The 15,948-nt window shown below is 72.4% G+C and carries 13 protein-coding genes; 7 read left to right on the top strand and 6 right to left on the bottom strand.

What is annotated here, in order from left to right; all coding sequences use genetic code 11:
• Positions 1–46: 46 nt before the first annotated feature.
• On the bottom strand, positions 47–649 hold the full coding sequence (locus OG514_RS04895; protein WP_266891208.1) for a hypothetical protein: 603 nt from the start codon (positions 647–649) through the stop codon (positions 47–49).
• Between the two features lie 107 nt (positions 650–756).
• On the opposite strand from OG514_RS04895, the gene npdG reads away from it, so the two are divergent.
• Positions 757–1,470 (top strand): NADPH-dependent F420 reductase, encoded by a 714-nt coding sequence (gene npdG / locus OG514_RS04890; protein WP_266891206.1) that lies wholly within the window; start codon positions 757–759, stop codon positions 1,468–1,470.
• Between the two features lie 125 nt (positions 1,471–1,595).
• Positions 1,596–1,790, top strand: coding sequence for a hypothetical protein (locus OG514_RS04885; protein ID WP_266891204.1), 195 nt, complete (start codon positions 1,596–1,598; stop codon positions 1,788–1,790).
• A gap of 5 nt (positions 1,791–1,795) precedes the next feature.
• Here OG514_RS04885 and OG514_RS04880 read toward each other — a convergent pair whose 3' ends face one another.
• Positions 1,796–2,590, bottom strand: a complete 795-nt coding sequence (locus OG514_RS04880) for a site-2 protease family protein (RefSeq protein ID WP_266891202.1) — start codon at positions 2,588–2,590, stop codon at positions 1,796–1,798.
• A gap of 146 nt (positions 2,591–2,736) precedes the next feature.
• Here OG514_RS04880 and OG514_RS04875 point away from each other — a divergent pair, with 146 nt between their 5' ends.
• Complete coding sequence (locus OG514_RS04875; protein ID WP_266891200.1) at positions 2,737–6,078, top strand: BTAD domain-containing putative transcriptional regulator; 3,342 nt, start codon at positions 2,737–2,739, stop codon at positions 6,076–6,078.
• A 39-nt stretch (positions 6,079–6,117) separates the two neighbouring features.
• Here the strand turns inward: OG514_RS04875 and OG514_RS04870 are convergent, their stop codons facing one another.
• From OG514_RS04870 to panB, 3 genes are all read right to left on the bottom strand, one after another.
• Positions 6,118–6,972 (bottom strand): ABC transporter permease, encoded by an 855-nt coding sequence (locus OG514_RS04870; RefSeq protein ID WP_266891198.1) that lies wholly within the window; start codon positions 6,970–6,972, stop codon positions 6,118–6,120.
• Complete coding sequence (locus tag OG514_RS04865; RefSeq protein WP_266891196.1) at positions 6,969–7,961, bottom strand: ATP-binding cassette domain-containing protein; 993 nt, start codon at positions 7,959–7,961, stop codon at positions 6,969–6,971. Before OG514_RS04865 ends, OG514_RS04870 begins: the two co-directional genes overlap by 4 nt.
• A 119-nt stretch (positions 7,962–8,080) precedes the next feature.
• A complete protein-coding gene (gene panB / locus OG514_RS04860; protein WP_030314175.1) occupies positions 8,081–8,944 on the bottom strand; it encodes a 3-methyl-2-oxobutanoate hydroxymethyltransferase in 864 nt (287 codons plus the stop codon).
• A 216-nt stretch (positions 8,945–9,160) separates the two neighbouring features.
• On the opposite strand from panB, the gene OG514_RS04855 reads away from it, so the two are divergent.
• From OG514_RS04855 to OG514_RS04840, 4 genes are all read left to right on the top strand, one after another.
• Entirely contained in the window at positions 9,161–10,861 is a 1,701-nt protein-coding gene (locus tag OG514_RS04855) for an MFS transporter (RefSeq protein ID WP_266891191.1), read from the top strand.
• A gap of 59 nt (positions 10,862–10,920) precedes the next feature.
• A complete protein-coding gene (locus tag OG514_RS04850) occupies positions 10,921–11,580 on the top strand; it encodes a TetR/AcrR family transcriptional regulator (protein ID WP_266891189.1) in 660 nt (219 codons plus the stop codon).
• A gap of 203 nt (positions 11,581–11,783) precedes the next feature.
• On the top strand, positions 11,784–12,806 hold the full coding sequence (locus tag OG514_RS04845) for an endonuclease/exonuclease/phosphatase family protein (protein WP_266891187.1): 1,023 nt from the start codon (positions 11,784–11,786) through the stop codon (positions 12,804–12,806).
• A 93-nt stretch (positions 12,807–12,899) separates the two neighbouring features.
• Positions 12,900–14,147 carry an MFS transporter gene (locus OG514_RS04840; RefSeq protein ID WP_266891185.1) on the top strand — a complete coding sequence of 416 codons (1,248 nt, stop codon included), beginning with the start codon at positions 12,900–12,902 and terminating at the stop codon, positions 14,145–14,147.
• Here the strand turns inward: OG514_RS04840 and OG514_RS04835 are convergent.
• Positions 14,113–15,873: an NAD+ synthase gene (locus OG514_RS04835; RefSeq protein ID WP_266891183.1), complete on the bottom strand. Its 1,761-nt coding sequence runs from the start codon at positions 15,871–15,873 to the stop codon at positions 14,113–14,115. The two genes, OG514_RS04840 and OG514_RS04835, sit on opposite strands and share 35 nt — an antisense overlap.
• Between the last annotated feature and the right edge of the window lie 75 nt (positions 15,874–15,948).

The following is a 15,948-nucleotide window of genomic DNA, read 5'->3' as shown; positions in this document are numbered from 1 at the left end:
TGCCCCCATCTGCCGGGGCCCGTCGGCTCCCGCCGGGGCGTCCTCGCTACCAGCGTGCCGGGGGCGGTGCCGTCAGGCGGTCCGCGAGGTCCGAGAGGCGGTCGCGGAAGCGGCGGGTTCCGCGCGGTGACGGCAGGCTGTTCTCGCCGGCCGCCGCGCTCACCAGGTGCTGCATCGTGTCCAGGTCCACCTCCGCCCCCTCCGCCACCGTGAGCGTCTCGTGCGCGAGCCCCCGCACCTCCTCGTCGCCCCCGTCGAGCGACAGCACCGTCGCCCCCGCCCGCCGGGCGTCGTGGACCCGCTGGAGCACGCCCGCGTCCGGCCGCTCCGGTGCCACCATCAGCAGCGTCGCCCCCCGCCCCGCCACCTCCAGCCGGCCCAGCCCGACCGCCAGGTGGGCCGGATCGCCCGGCCGCACCCGGTGCCGTACCAGCGTCGGCGCCAGCTCCGGGATCCCCGACCAGGCCGACTCGTCGACCAGATGCGCCGCCAGGTGCCAGGGCTCGTATTCCTCCGTGCCGACCAGCAGCAGCCCGCCCCGGTGCGGAACGACCGAGGACCGGAGCGCGCCCGCGAACCGGCGGGCCGCCCGCGGCCACTCCGTCCCGGCGAGCACTTCCCGCAGCAACGCGACCCGTACGGCATCCATGGGCCCGCATCCTGCACCAGACCACGGCCCGCGCGCGGCCGGTTGCGGGGGATCCACCCGTACGGGAGCGGCCCCGGCGGCCCCGACCGGTCGGTAATGTCGGGGCCATGACTTCCTCGACTCCCAGCACCCCCGCCCCCAAGGCCGCGCCCAAGGATCCGTGGGACCTTCCCGACGTCTCCGGCCTCGTCGTCGGTGTCCTCGGCGGTACCGGCGACCAGGGCCGCGGCCTCGCCTACCGGCTCGCCAAGGCCGGCCAGAAGGTGATCATCGGCTCGCGCGCCGCCGACCGGGCCCAGGCGGCCGCCGAGGAGATCGGCCACGGCGTCGAGGGCGCCGACAACGCCGAGTGCGCCCGCCGCAGCGACATCGTGATCGTCGCCGTGCCGTGGGACGGCCACGCCAAGACCCTGGAGTCCCTGCGTGACGACCTGGCCGGCAAGCTCGTCGTGGACTGCGTCAACCCGCTCGGCTTCGACAAGCAGGGCGCCTACGCCCTCAAGCCCGAGGAGGGCTCCGCCGCCGAGCAGGCCGCCGCGCTCCTCCCGGACTCCCGGGTCGCCGCCGCCTTCCACCACCTCTCCGCCGTCCTCCTCCAGGACACCTCCCTGGAGGAGATCGACACGGACGTGATGGTCCTCGGCGAGGAGCGCGCCGACGTCGAGCTCGTCCAGGCCCTCGCCGGCCGCATCCCCGGCATGCGCGGTGTCTTCGCCGGCCGGCTGCGCAACGCCCACCAGGTCGAGTCGCTCGTCGCCAACCTGATCTCGGTCAACCGCCGCTACAAGGCCCACGCCGGGCTCCGCGTCACCGACGTCTGAGCCGGTCCCCGGCAGGACGTCCGGGCCGGTTCGGGACAGGACGTCCGAGCCGGTCCCGGCAGGGCGGTGCGCATGGGGGACACTGGACGGGCACAGCAGCCGTAACCGGACAGGAGCCGACCCCCATGCCCCGCCTCGCCCTCTACGCCCTCGTGGTCTGCGCCCTCGCCGTCGCCGCGGCCGTCGTCTCCTTCGTCGAGGGCAGCTTCCTCGGCGTCGTCTGGGTCCTGCTCGCCGGCCTGTCCTCCAACATGGCCTGGTACTACATCCGCCGCGCGAAGTTCGACAAGGCCGCCGCGGCGGACGCCGTCGAGGCCTAGGGGGCTCAGACCTGGCAGAACTCGGGCGCGTCCTGCCAGAAGCGGAAGAGCTGCGAGCCGCAGTAGCGCGAGAGCTCCGGCACCCCGAGCGACCGCATCAGCGCGTCGATCGCGTCGAAGAAGCCGTTGTTGATCGCCGGCACGAACAGCAGCGCGATCACGATGAAGAAGCCGTACGGCGCGTACGGCTCGATCTGCCGCTTCACCTTGTACGACAGCCAGGGCTCCACCACGCCGTACCCGTCCAGGCCCGGCACCGGCAGGAAGTTCAGGAGCGCCGCGGTCACCTGGAGGAACGCCAGGAAGGCCAGCGCGAACTGGAACGCGAGCGGTACGCCGTCGAGCGCGTCCAGCCAGAACGGGGCCGTGCAGACGAGCGCGAACAGCACGTTCGCCAGGGGGCCCGCCGCCGAGATCAGGCTGTGCTTCCAGCGGCCCTTGATCCGGCCCTGCTCGATGAAGACCGCGCCGCCCGGCAGACCGATCCCGCCCATGATCACGAACAGCACCGGCAGGATGATGCTGAGGACGGCATGGGTGTACGCGAGCGGGTTCAGGGTCAGATAGCCCTTCGCACCGACCGTGATGTCACCGCCGTGCAGCGCCGTACGGGCGTGCGCGTACTCGTGCAGACAGAGCGACACCACCCACGCCGAGGTCACGAAGAGGAAGATCGCCAGGCCGGGCGAGGCGGCGAAGTCCGTCCACACCGCCCAGCCGGTGACGGCCATGACGGCGAGGATCGCCAGGAAGACGGGGCTGATCCGCCGCTCGTGGCGCCGGGTGGTGGCCGTGGTCATCGCGGATGCTCCCAAAGGACGGAGGACTGTCGGGGTCCGGACAGGGCCCGGCGTACGGGCCCGGTGCGCGAGCCTGATGTGCGGGAAACGTACCGGGCGGCGGGGGGAGTTCCGGAGTCGGGGACCCACTCACGGAGAATGGGCCCGTGCACTATTCCGTCCTCGGCCCGACCCTCGCCCGCACGCCCGACGGCTCCGACGTGGCCGTCGGCGGTCCGCGGGTCCGCGCACTGCTCACCGTCCTCGCCCTGCGGGCCGGCCGGACCGTGCCCGTACCGGATCTCGTCGGCGAGGTGTGGCACGGCGACGAGCCGCCCGCCGACGCGGTCGCCGCGCTCCAGGCCCTCGTCGGACGGCTCCGCAAGGCCCTCGGCCGGGACCGGATCGTCTCCGCGGAGGGCGGCTACCGGCTCGACGCCCGGCCCGAGGACGTGGACGCCCGCCGCTTCGAGCGGCTCGCCGCCGAAGGCGTCGCCGCGCTCGGCGCCGGGGACCCTGCGCGTGCCGCCGCCCTCCTCGACGAGGCTCTCGGGCTCTGGCGCGGGCCCGCCCTCGCCGACCTGCCGGACCGGGACACGGAGGCCCCCCGTTGGGAGGCCCGCCGTCTCGACGTCCGCCGGGCCAGGCTCGACGCGGCCCTCGGACTCGGCGAGGCACCCACGGCCCTCCCCGAACTGACCGCCCTCTGCGCCGCACACCCCCTGGACGAGACCCTCCAGGCGCTGCGGATCCGCGCCCTGCGGGACACCGGGCGCGCCGCCGAGGCCCTCGCCGCGTACGAGGTCGTCCGGCGTGCGCTCGCCAACCGCCTCGGTACGGACCCGTCGCCCGCCCTGCGCACCCTCCACGCGGAGCTGCTCGCGGGCCCGAGGACGCCCGAGCGCACTCCCGCCCCGAAGCACGCGAAGGAGGAGGCTCCGGCGAAGGGCGGGACGGCCCCCGTCCGCGGCAACCTGCGCGCGCGGCTCACCAGCTTCGTCGGGCGCGGCGAGGAGATCGCCGCCCTCCGGGACGACCTGCGCACGGCCCGGCTCGTCACCCTGCTCGGGCCCGGGGGCGCCGGGAAGACCCGGCTCTCCCAGGAGGCGGCCGAACGCGGCGCCGCCGACGGGGCCTGGCCGGACGGCGTCTGGGTCGCCGAACTCGCGGCCGTCACCGACCCGGAGGCGGTCGTCGAGGCCGTCCTCGCGGCCGTCGGCGCCCGGGAAACGGTGCTGCGCGGCGCCGGAGCCGAGGAACTGCGGGCCGGGGACGATCCGCTCGCCCGGCTCGTCGAGCACTGCGCGGGGCGGCGGATGCTGCTGCTCCTCGACAACTGCGAGCACCTCGTGGCGGCCGCCGCCGAGCTCGCCGAGACCCTGCTCACCCGCTGCCCGGACCTGCGGGTTCTCGCGACGAGTCGGGAGCCGTTGGGGGTGCCGGGGGAGGTGGTGCGGCCGTTGGGGCCGTTGTCGATGGGGATGGCGTTGCGGTTGTTGGGGGAGCGGGGTGGGGCGGCGCGTCCGGGTTTTGTGGTGGCGGAGGATGTGGGGGCGGCGGAGGAGGTGTGTCGTCGTCTGGACGGGTTGCCGTTGGCGATCGAGTTGGCGGCGGCGCGGTTGCGGTTGTTGTCGGTGGGGCAGATCGCGGAGCGTCTTGACGACCGGTTCCGGTTGTTGACGTCGGGGGCGCGGACGGTGTTGCCGCGTCAGCAGACTCTGCGGGCGGTGGTGGACTGGTCGTGGGATTTGCTGGAGGGGCCGGAGCGGGCGGTGCTGCGGCGGCTGGCGGTGTTCACGGGCGGGGCGGATCTGTCGGCGGCGGAGGCGGTGTGTGCGGACGGTGGTGGTCCGGAGGTGCTGGACCTGCTGGGTGCTCTGGTGGACAAGTCGTTGGTGGTGGCGGGGCCGGGGCGGGACGGTGAGGGGATGCGGTTCCGGTTGCTGGAGACGGTGGCGGAGTACGCGGGGGAGCGTCTTGAGGAGTCCGGGGAGCGGGCCGCGACGGAGCGGCGTCATCTCACGTACTACCGGGAACTCGCCCGCACCACCGACCCCGAACTGCGCGGGGCCGGGCAGGTCGCCGCGATGGCGCGTCTCGGAGCCGAGTACGGCAACCTCCGCACCGCCCTGCGCCGGGCTGTCGCCGCCCACGACGAGGACGAGACGCTCGTCCTCGTCCACTCCCTGCTCTGGTACTGGCAGATGCGCGACCTGAGAACCGACGCCCTGCACTGGGCGCGGGCCGCCGCCGCCCTCGGGCCCGACCCGTTCGCGGCGCCCGCCGCCCCCGTCGTACCGCTGCACGAGCCGTGTACGGCCACGCCGCCACCGTTCTCCGAGGAGCAGCGCTGGGAGGCCCGGCGCGGGGTGCGGCTCGTCGAGCTGCTCAACATGGACCACGAGACCGGACGGTGGACCAGTCCGGAGGGCGTGCGCCGTCTTCGTGAGATGACCGCCGTCTACACCCCCGGCCTGCCCCAGACCTGCCGGCTGCCCGGCTCCTTCGCCGTCTTCGCGGTCCTCCTCATCGGCGAGGCGGGCCGGCTGCGCGAACTGCTCGACACGACCGTCGAAGCCTGCCGCCACCACGGCTACGACTGGGAACTCGGCAACGCCCTCCAGCTGCGCGCCAACATGCTCGCCAACCGGGCCGACTGGGCCGACCAGGCCGGCAACGACGCCGACGAGAGTCTGGAGATCTTCGAACGCCTCGGTGACGCCTGGGGTGCGGCCGAGGCGCTGTCCGCCCGCGCGGAGGCCCGTGAGCGTCGGCTCGAATTCGGAGGCGCGGCCGAGGACTACGCCGCCGCCATCGGCTACGCGGAACGGATCGGCGCCCAGTCGCAGATGGCCCTGCTGCGGGCCCGCTACGCGAGCGTGCTCGTCGAGACCGGGCGGATCGAGGAGGGCGAGGCGATCCTCCGCGAGATCGTCGACGGCGGAACCAACCTGGGGCATGAACCGCTGCTGGGCGCCCGGCTGTTCCTCGGCCTGGCACTGGGCCGCAGCGGGCGCACCGCCGAGGCCCGGGAGCATCTGCAGACGCTGCGACAGGAGTTCAGTTCCGAGACCCTCTCGATCTTCGAGGGCTTCACCCTCGGCAGCCTGGGCTGGCTGGACAACGTGGACAAGAGGTACGCCTCCGCGCTCGCCCTCAACAGGGAGGCGTACGAACGCTCCCTGGGCGCCCTTTCGATGATGGTCGCCCCGCAGATGCCCTCGGTCCATCTGGCCGGGGCCGCCTGGGCGCTCGCCGGTCTCGGCGGGCCGGGGGCGCGGACCGGCGCGGTGCTGCTCGGGGCCCGGGAGGGCCTGGCCCCGCCAGGACACCTGCTGTCGCCGCTCGAAGCGGAGAACCTGACGCGGGCGACGGAGCTGACCCGGTCCGTGCTCGGTGAGGACGCGTTCGAGGCGGCACATGCCGAAGGCGGCGGCCTCTCCCTGGAGGAGGCCGCCGCCCTGCTCGGTCGCGCCGCCGACGCGATCAGTGAGCGCGCCGAGTCCTGAACCCCCGTGGGAATCCCCGCGGGGACCCCTGTGGCGGACTCAGGTCTTCTTGCGGAACTTGGCCACCGCCAGAGGGGCCGTGATGACCGTGATCGCCAGCGCCCAGCCGAGGGTCATCCACACGGAGTGGGCGACCGGGCCGCCGTTGATCAGGTTCCGGGCGGCGTCGGCGAGGTTCGACAGCGGGTTGTAGTCGGTGAAGGCCTTCAGCCAGTCGGGCATCGACGTCGGCGGGGCGAAGATCGAGGAACCGAACTGCAGCGGCATCAGGACCAGCATGGCCATGCCCTGGACCGCCTGCGCGGTCTTCAGGGTGAGACCCAGCAGGATGAAGATCCACATCAGCGACGCTCCGAAGACCATCGAGAGACCGATGGCGGCGAGCAGGTGGAAGAACGAGGTGTGGATCTCCAGGCCGAGCAGGAAGCCCATGCCGAGGAGGATCGAGGTGGCGATCAGCATCCGGCCGACCTCGACGACGATCTTCGCGATCAGGACGGAGGACCGGGCGATCGGCATCGTCCGGAACCGGTCCATGACCCCCTTCTTGAAGTCGTCGTTGATGCCGACGCCGACGGCCATCGAGATGTTCATGCCCATCATCGCCATCAGGCCCGGGGTCACGTAGTTCACGTAGACCTCGTTGTTGCCCTTGCCCGAGATGGCGCCGCCGAAGACGTACACGAAGAGCAGGATGAAGATGATCGGCATCAGGACGGCGTCGAACATCGACTCCGGGTCCTGCTTGATCTGCAGCGCGTTGCGACGGGAGAGGGCGCCGATGTGGCGCAGGTTGGCCCGCAGGCCGATCCGGCCCTCGGCGATGGGCGCGCGCCGCGCCGCAGCCGGACTCGGCGCGCCGACGGGGGACTTGGTGACCGTGGTCGTGCTCACGCGGCGACCTCCTCGTTGATCTCGTCGGAAACGGCGGTCTTCTCGCCCGTGATCGCCAGGAACACCTCGTCCAGGCTGGGCAGATGGGTGCCGATGTGGGCGATGCCGAAGCCGCGTGCGCCGAGCAGGGCCACGACGGCGGTCAGCTGCTGGTCGGTGAGGATCGGCACGTACAGCGCGCCGTCGTCGGGGACGACGGTCGAGCCGGCGACACCGTCGAGACCGGTCTCGCGGAGCGCGGCGGCCATCGCCGGCAGCTGGTCCGGGTCCACCGGGCGGACCTTCAGGGTCCGGCCGCCGACCTTGGCCTTGAGCTCGTCGACCCCGCCCTTGGCGATGACCTTGCCCTTGTCGATGACGGTCAGCTCGCTCGCGAGCTGCTCCGCCTCCTCCATGTACTGGGTGGTCAGGAGGACGGTGACGCCCTCCGAGACCATCCGCTGGACCTCGTCCCACACCTCGTTGCGGGTGCGGGGGTCGAGGCCGGTCGTCGGCTCGTCCAGGTAGAGGACGGCCGGCTGGCCGATCATCGAGGCGGCCAGGTCGAGCCGGCGCCGCATGCCGCCGGAGTAGGTCATGGCGGGCCGCTTGGCGGCGTCGGTGAGGGAGAAGCGCTCCAGCATCTCGTCGGACCGGCGGCGGGCGTCGGCGCGGGAGAGGTCGAGCAGCCGCCCGATCATGTACAGGTTCTCCCAGCCGGACAGCTTCTCGTCGACCGAGGCGTACTGACCGGTGAGCCCTATGGTGCGGCGCAGCTGGCGGGGGTGCTTCACCACGTCGTACCCGGCGACGGTGGCGGTCCCGGCGTCCGGGACGAGGAGGGTGGAGAGGCAGCGGACGAGGGTGGTCTTCCCGGCGCCGTTCGGACCGAGCACGCCGAGGACGGTGCCCTCCCGTACGTCCAGGTCGACCCCGTCGAGGGCCTTGGTGGCGCCGAAGTGCTTCACGAGGCCCCGGACCTCGACGGCGTTGGTGTGTGATCGCGTCATGGCCACCACTAGACCAGCCGCCACCGACAATCCTCCTACAGACGACCGACAGCCCGCCGATGGGGGATGTCGGCGGGCTGTCGGGTGGTGCCGCAGTGGTCTGCGCGTACCTGTGACGCCTAGTGGAAGGTGTGCTCCTCGGCGGGGAACGCCCCGCCGCTGACGTCCTCGGCGAAGGCGCGCGCGGCGTCGCCGAGCGTCTCGCGGAGGTTGGCGTACTGCTTGGTGAAGCGCGGGACCTTGCCGCCGGTCAGACCGGCCATGTCGGTCCAGACGAGCACCTGGGCGTCGGTGCCGGCGCCGGCGCCGATCCCGATGGTCGGGATGTGCAGCGAGCGGGTGACCTCGGCGGCCAGCTCGGCCGGTACGAGCTCCAGGACGACCGCGAACGCGCCCGCGTCCTGCGCCGCCTTCGCGTCGCGGAGCAGCTTGTGCGCGGCCTCGTCGGAGCGGCCCTGCACCCGGTAGCCCATGGTGTTCACGGACTGCGGGGTGAGGCCCAGGTGGGACATGACGGGGATGCCGGCCTGGACGAGCAGTTCCGTCTGCGGCAGCGAGCGCTCGCCGCCCTCCAGCTTGATCGCGCCGACGCCCGCGTCCTTGACCAGCCGGGTGGCGTTGCGCAGGGCCTGGACGGGCCCTTCCTGGTACGAACCGAAGGGGAGGTCGCCGACGACGAGGGCGCGCTTGGTGCCCCGGACGACGGCGGCGGAGAGCAGGGTCATCTCGTCCATCGTGACGGGCACGGTGGTGTCGTAGCCGAGGTGACAGTTGCCCATCGAGTCGCCGACGAGGATCACCGGGATGCCGGCCTCGTCGAAGACGGAGGCGGTCATCGCGTCGTAGGCGGTGAGCATGGGCCACTTCTCGCCGCGGGTCTTGGCGGCGGCGATGTCGTGGACGGTGATGCGGCGCGTGCCCTTGCCGCCGTACAGCGCCTTGCTGCTGTCGGCGGGCGGTTTCTGGGCAGCCTGAAGCGTCATGGTGCACGGCTCCTTGTGTCATCTCGAGGCGCCCTGACGGCGTCCCCGGACCACATCCATGGTGGCACTTCGCCGGGCGGGCGGGGAAGTGGGCCGGAGTGGCGCTGTTCACACCGGCGTGGCGATGACTCGTTCACATGCCCGCAAACGTAAAGGCTCGGTCAGGAATTTCGATACGAGACGGTCTCGTATCGAAATACCTCTAGGGTGATGGGCATGTCACAGCCGTCCTCTGCATCCTCCGCATCCTCCGCATCCGCCGTGCCCCCCGGACTCCGGGTCCCCGAGGCCGTCCACCGGCGCCGCTGGGCCGTCCTCGGCGTCCTGATGCTCAGCCTGCTGATCGTCGTCCTCGACAACTCGATCCTGAACGTCGCCGTCAAGACGATCGCCGCCCCCGCGCCCACCGGCATCGGCGCCACCCAGAGCGAGCTGGAGTGGGCGATCAACTCCTACACGCTCGTCTTCGCCGGCCTCCTCTTCACCTCCGGCCTGCTCGGCGACCGCCTCGGCCGCAAGAAGGTGCTGCTCTTCGGCATCACCGTCTTCGGCATCGGCTCCGCCCTCGCCGCGCTCTCCGGCTCCCCGGGCGAGCTCATCGCCTTCCGGGCCGTCATGGGCCTCGGCGCCGCCTTCGTCATGCCCGCCACGCTCGCCGTCCTCATGAACGTCTTCGAGCGCGACGAGCAGCCCAAGGCCATCGGCATCTGGGCCGGCAGCGTCGGCCTCGCCATCGCGATCGGCCCGATCACCGGCGGCATCCTGCTCGAACACTTCTGGTGGGGATCGATCTTCCTCATCAACGTGCCGGTCGTGCTGATCGCCCTCGCCCTGATGATGTGGCTGGTCCCCGACTCCCGTGACCCCAAGCCCGGCCGCATCGACATCCCCGGCGTGCTGCTCTCCGTCGTCGGACTCGTTCTCCTCGTCTACGGGATCATCCGCGGCGGCGAACTGGCCGACTTCACCGACGCCACCGTCCTCGCCCCGGTCCTCGGCGGCCTCGCCGTCCTGGTCCTCTTCGTCCTCCACGAGCGGCGCAGCGACCACCCGGCGATCGACATGACGTACTTCAAGAGGCCCGCGTTCTCGGCGGCCGTCGCCGCCATCGCGCTCGTCTTCTTCGCGCTCATGGGCGTGACCTTCTTCTCCGCCTTCTACCTGCAGAGCGTCCGCGGCTACAGCGCCCTGCAGTCCGGGCTGCTCATCCTGCCGCTGGCCGTCGCGCAGATGGTGTTCGCGCCCCGCGCGCGGCTCGTCGTCGAACGCTTCGGCGCCAAGGCCGTCTGCACCGCCGGCATGCTGCTCGTCGCCCTGGGCCTCGCGGCCTTCGCCTTCTTCGACGCCTCGACCCCGGTCTGGGTCATGGAGGTCGTCTTCTTCGTCCAGGGCGCGGGAATGGCGCACATCATGCCGCCGGTCACGGTCGCGATCATGCAGGCGCTGCCCCGCGAGAAGGCGGGTTCCGGCTCGGCGATCAACAACACCTTCCGGCAGGTCGGCGGCGCGCTCGGCGTCGCCGTCCTCGGCTCGCTGCTCTCCTCCACGTACCGCGGGGAGATCGATGGGCACCTCGGCGGGGTCCCGGAAGCCCTGCGCGCCACGGCGGGCGAGTCCGTCGAGGCGACGCTCGCGGTCGCGGAGAAGCTCGGCCCGGCGGGCCGGGACCTGGTGGCCCCGGCGTACGACGCCTTCCTGGACGCCATGCACGTCACGGCGCTGGCCTCGGCGGTGATCGGCCTGATCGGCGCGGTGGTCGTCGCGGTCTTCCTCCCGGGCCGTACGCCGACGGGCGCGGCGGAACCGGGCGGTGCCGGACCGGGCGCCGCGGCACCCGGAACCGTCCCGGACGGTGACGCCCGGCGGGGCTCGGTGCCGGGCCCGGCCTCCGAGGCGGGAGAATCGGCCCGACGGTAGGACACGAGGCGCCGAAGGCGCCGGTGGTGTCCGAGGGCCGAACGAGAGGTGGAGCGCACGTGTCGCGGCAGGACGGCGGGACCCCCGGAACCCCGGAAACCCACGACGACGGGGCCGCGACCGGCGCCGCGACCGGCGCCCGGCGGGGCCGGCCCCGGAGCGAGGGCGTCGAGCGGGCCGTCTTCGACGCGGTCGTCGGGCTCCTGGACGAGGGCGTCCCGCTCGCCGAGCTGTCCATCGAGCGGATCGCCCGCACCGCCGGCGTCGGCAAGGCCACCATCTACCGCCGCTGGACCGGCAAGGAGGAGCTCTTCGTCGACCTGCTCCGCTCGGTGGAACCCCCGGACCCGGTGCTCTCCGGCACCTCGGTCCGGGGCGACCTCGTCGTCCTCCTGGAGTCGCTGCGCGAACGCGGCGTCGCCAAGCGGACCTCCAGCCTGCTCCACAACGTGTTCGCGCAGATGCAGCTGTATCCCCGGCTGTGGGAGGTCTACCACCACACCGTCATCGAACCGCGCCGCCTCCTCGGCCTGGACACCGTGCGGCGCGGGATGGAACAGGGGGAGATCCGCGACGACCTCGACATCGAGTTCGTCAACGACCTCCTCGTGGGCCCGCTGCTCCTGCGCACCGTCATCCGCCCCGGCGCCTCCCTGGAGCCCGGCCTCGCCGAGCGGGTCGTCGACACCGTGATGGAGGGCCTCCGGCCCCGAGACTGACCGCTGTCCGTACGACAAGACCGGACCCGGCCAAATGTGCGCGTTCTGTCACAGCCCGCCCGGGCGCGCCACCTGCAGGAACCCGCCACGCCGTAGCTGTCGTCCTCCGGGGGGTACGCCGGACCCGTCATCCCCTAGTGTCGATGTCGGGTCACGGAGCAAGGCAGCAAGACAGCACGGCAGCAAGGCAGTGAGGACGGGCGATGGCGCGGGTGGACATGACGGAGACCGAGCAGGGCGGCGCGGGGAACGAGCCCCCCACCTCCCGCTTCCGGACCGCCCTCGGGGGGCTCCGCCACGACCGGGGGATCTGGCGCCGGGGCATCCTGCTCGCGCTGTGCGCGGTGGCCCTCACCCTGCTGATGGTCTTCCACTCCGACATCCCCAACCGGGTCGGCAACCTCGGCAGCCTGACCGAGACCTTCCTGCCCTGGCTCGGCCTCTTCGTCCCCGTCCTCCTCGTCGTCGCCCTGCTGCGACGCTCCGCCACCGCGCTGATCGCCCTGCTGCTGCCGGCCGTGGTGTGGCTGAACCTCTTCGGCGGGCTCGTCGCCGACAAGTCGGCGGCCGGCGGTGACCTGACCGTCGCCACCCACAACGTGAACGCCGACAACCAGGACCCCGCGGGCACGGCCGAGCAGCTCGCCGCGTCCGGCGCCGACGTCCTGGCCCTGGAGGAACTGAAGGGCGACATGGTCCCGGCGTACGAGAAGGGCCTGGCGGAGGCGTACCCGTACCACTCCGTCCAGGGCACGGTCGGGCTGTGGAGCAAGCTGCCGCTGCGCGCCGCGCAGCCGGTCGACATCCGGATGGGCTGGACCCGCGCGATGCGCGCCGACATCGTCACCCCGAAGGGCGAGGTGGCCGTGTACGTCGCCCACCTGCCGTCCGTCCGGGTCAAGCTCAACGCCGGATTCACCGCCAACCAGCGCGACATCAGCGCGAACGCCCTCGGCGAGGCCATCTCCGACGACAAGCACGAGCGGATCATCCTCCTCGGCGACCTCAACGGCACCATGAACGACCGGGCGCTCAACGGCATCACCTCGCAGCTCCGCTCCACCCAGGGCGCGGCCGGCGACGGCTTCGGCTTCAGCTGGCCGGCCTCGTTCCCGATGGCCCGCATCGACCAGATCCTGGTCAGGGGAGTCGAGCCGATGTCGTCCTGGGCCCTTCCGGAGACGAAGAGCGACCACCTCCCGGTCGCGGCCCGCGTGAAGCTCTGAGACCCGGTTCCGAGGTCACTCGGGGAAGACGGGAAGAAAACATCTGAGAGGCTTTGTTCCGTTGAAGAACTATCTTCCGGAAAGGCCCTTCCCATGCCCCTGGCGCTGCTCGCGCTCGCCGTCTCCGCCTTCGGTATCGGCACGACCGAATTCGTGATGATGGGCCTGCTCCCGCAGGTCGCCGACGACCTGGGCACCTCCGTCCCCACCGCCGGGTACCTCGTCTCGGCGTACGCGATCGGCGTCGTCGTCGGCGCCCCGCTGCTCACCGCCCTCGGCTCGCGCGTCCCGCGCAAGCGGATGCTGCTCCTGCTCATGGCCCTCTTCACGGTCGGCAACCTGGCCTCCGCGCTCGCTCCCGGCTTCGGCTGGCTGATCGCCGGCCGGGTCCTCGCCGGGCTTCCGCACGGCGCGTTCTTCGGCCTCGGCGCGGTCGTCGCCGCCCGGCTCGTGCGCGAGGGCCGGCAGGCGCGGGCGGTGGCCACGATGTTCCTGGGCCTGACCGTCGCCAACATCCTCGGCGTACCGGCGGCGACCCTGCTCGGACAGCACCTCGGCTGGCGGGCCACCTTCCTCGTGGTCTCCGTCATCGGCCTGCTCGCCATGGCCGCGCTCGCCCGCCTCGTGCCGCACGTCCCGGTGGACGAGCGGCAGAGCCTGGGCCGCGAGGTGCGCGCCCTCGGTCGCCCGCAGGTGCTGCTGGGCCTGCTCACCGCCGTCTTCGGCTTCGCGGGCGTCTTCGCCGTCTACTCGTACCTGGCCTCGATGACCACCGAGGTGATGGGCTTCGGCGACTCCACGGTCACCGTCGTCCTCGCCCTCTTCGGCCTCGGCATGACCGGCGGGGCGCTCGCCGCGGGCCCGCTGACCGACCGGGCGCTCCGCCCGACGCTGTACGGCTCGCTCGCCGCCCTCGTCCTCACCCTGGTCGCCTTCCGCTTCACGGTCCACGTGCCCTGGCTGGCCCTGGTCACGGTCGTGGTGCTCGGTGCGGTCGGCTTCATGACCACCACGCCGCTCCAGATGCTGGTCATGAACAAGGCCAAGGACGCCCCCACGCTGGCCTCCGCCTCCAACCACTCCGCCTTCAACCTCGCCAACGCCGGCGGCGCCTGGGCGGGCGGCGCGGCCGTCGCCGCCGGCTGGGGCTGGACCTCGCCGGCCCTCGTCGGCGCGGGCCTCACGGTGGTGGGACTCGCGGTCGCCGCGGTGGCGGGACTGCTCGACCGTGACCGGAGCGGGAGAACGGGGGAGGGGGCCTCCCGCGTGGTCGCGAAAAGCCCCCGCACGGCGGTCGAACCGCCGGTCAGCCGGCCGGCGTCTCGCGCCAGCGGTTCGTGACCGGGAGGCGGCGGTCCTTGCCGAAGCCCTTCGCCGAGATCTTGGTGCCCGGCGGGTACTGGCGCCGCTTGTACTCCGCCGTGTCCACCATCCGCAGCGTCCGCGTGACCAGCTCCTCGTCGAAGCCCGCGGCCACGATCTCGTCCCGGCCCCGGTCCTGGTCCACGTACAGGGCCAGGACCGCGTCCAGGGTGTCGTAGTCCGGCAGCGAGTCCGTGTCGACCTGGCCGGGGCGCAGCTCGGCGCTGGGCGGCTTGCTGATCGAGCTCTCCGGGATCGGCGGGGTCTGGCCGCGCTCCTCCGCCGCCCGGTTGCGCCAGCGCGCCAGCCGGAACACGGTCGACTTGTAGACGTCCTTGATGGGCCCGAACGCGCCGACGGAGTCGCCGTACAGGGTCGAATAGCCCACCGCCAGCTCGGACTTGTTGCCCGGCGCGAGGACGATGTGGCCCTCCTGGTTGGAGAGCGCCATCAGCGTCGTACCGCGCAGCCGCGACTGGAGGTTCTCCTCGGCGAGGCCGGTGAGGCCGAGCGCGCCCATGTACGCGTCGAACATCGGCTCGATCGACACCGTGCGGTAGTGGAGCCCGGTGCGGCGGGCCAGCTCGGCCGCGTCGCCGCGCGAGTGGTCGGAGGAGTACTTCGAGGGCATCGACACCCCGTACACGTTCTCCGCGCCGAGCGCGTCGCAGGCGATGGCCGCGACGAGCGCCGAGTCGATGCCGCCGGAGAGGCCGACGAGCACCGAGCGGAAACCGTTCTTCGCGACATACGCGCGGACGCCGATGACCAGCGCCGAGTACACCTCCTCGTCGTCGTCGAGCCGGTGCGCGTACCCACCCGTCAGCTCCGGCTCGTACGCCGGCAGCGGCTCCTCCGAGACCACCACGCGGTCGATCGTCAGCCCGTCGTTCACCAGACCTTCCGGAGCCTCGGCCTCGGCCGCCGGCAGCTCCAGGTCCAGGATCACGCTGCCCTCGACGAACTGCGGGGCACGCGCGATCACTTCGCCGTCCGCGCCCACCACGATCGAGTCGCCGTCGAAGACCAGCTCGTCCTGACCGCCCGTGCTCGCCAGATACGCGGTCACGCACCCGGCCTCCTGGGCCCGCTTGCGGACCAGGTCGAGGCGCGTGTCGTCCTTGTTCCGCTCGTACGGCGAGGCGTTCACCGACAGCAGCAGCCCCGCCCGCGCGCTGCGCGCCGCCGGGACCCGGCCGCCCTCCTGCCACAGGTCCTCGCAGATCGCCAGGGCCACGTCGACCCCGTGGACCCGGACGACCGGCAGGGTGTCGCCCTGGACGAAGTAGCGGTACTCGTCGAAGACGCCGTAGTTCGGGAGGTGGTGCTTGGCGAAGCGCAGCACCACCTCGCCGCGGTGCAGCACGGCGGCGGCGTTCTCCGGCGAACCGGCGGGCCGGCCGAGCTTCGGCTCCGCCCGCTCGGAGCGGTCCAGGTAGCCGACGACGACCGGCAGCTCGCCGAAGCCCTCGTCCGCGAGGCGGCGGGCGAGACCGCGCAGGGCCACCCGCGACGCCTCGACGAACGAGGAGCGCAGTGCGAGGTCCTCGACGGGGTATCCGGTCAGCGCCATCTCGGGGAACGCGACGAGATGCGCACCCTGTCCGGCGGCGTGCCGGGTCCAGTGCACGATCGCCTCGGCGTTCCCGGCGATGTCTCCGACGGTCGAGTCGATCTGATTCAGGGCGAGGCGTAGTTGAGGCACCCGACCAGTGTAATCGTCAAACCGACGCGATGTCCTGGAAAACAGGTCCGGAACCCGTCGCGCGCGGCCCGGCGC

Source organism: Streptomyces sp. NBC_00572 (assembly GCF_026341815.1).
Lineage (GTDB): Bacteria > Actinomycetota > Actinomycetes > Streptomycetales > Streptomycetaceae > Streptomyces.
Note: the sequence above shows the minus strand (reverse complement) of the source record. Positions and strands in the feature narration are given on the sequence as shown.

Coding starts and splice junctions, on each gene's coding strand:
- OG514_RS04840 (WP_266891185.1), top strand. CDS start 12,900: ATGCCCCTGGCGCTGCTCGCGCTCGCCGTCTCCGCCTTCGGTATCGGC.
- OG514_RS04880 (WP_266891202.1), bottom strand. CDS start 2,590: ATGACCACGGCCACCACCCGGCGCCACGAGCGGCGGATCAGCCCCGTC.
- OG514_RS04855 (WP_266891191.1), top strand. CDS start 9,161: ATGTCACAGCCGTCCTCTGCATCCTCCGCATCCTCCGCATCCGCCGTG.
- OG514_RS04865 (WP_266891196.1), bottom strand. CDS start 7,961: ATGACGCGATCACACACCAACGCCGTCGAGGTCCGGGGCCTCGTGAAG.
- OG514_RS04885 (WP_266891204.1), top strand. CDS start 1,596: ATGCCCCGCCTCGCCCTCTACGCCCTCGTGGTCTGCGCCCTCGCCGTC.
- npdG (WP_266891206.1), top strand. CDS start 757: ATGACTTCCTCGACTCCCAGCACCCCCGCCCCCAAGGCCGCGCCCAAG.
- OG514_RS04845 (WP_266891187.1), top strand. CDS start 11,784: ATGGCGCGGGTGGACATGACGGAGACCGAGCAGGGCGGCGCGGGGAAC.
- panB (WP_030314175.1), bottom strand. CDS start 8,944: ATGACGCTTCAGGCTGCCCAGAAACCGCCCGCCGACAGCAGCAAGGCG.
- OG514_RS04895 (WP_266891208.1), bottom strand. CDS start 649: ATGGATGCCGTACGGGTCGCGTTGCTGCGGGAAGTGCTCGCCGGGACG.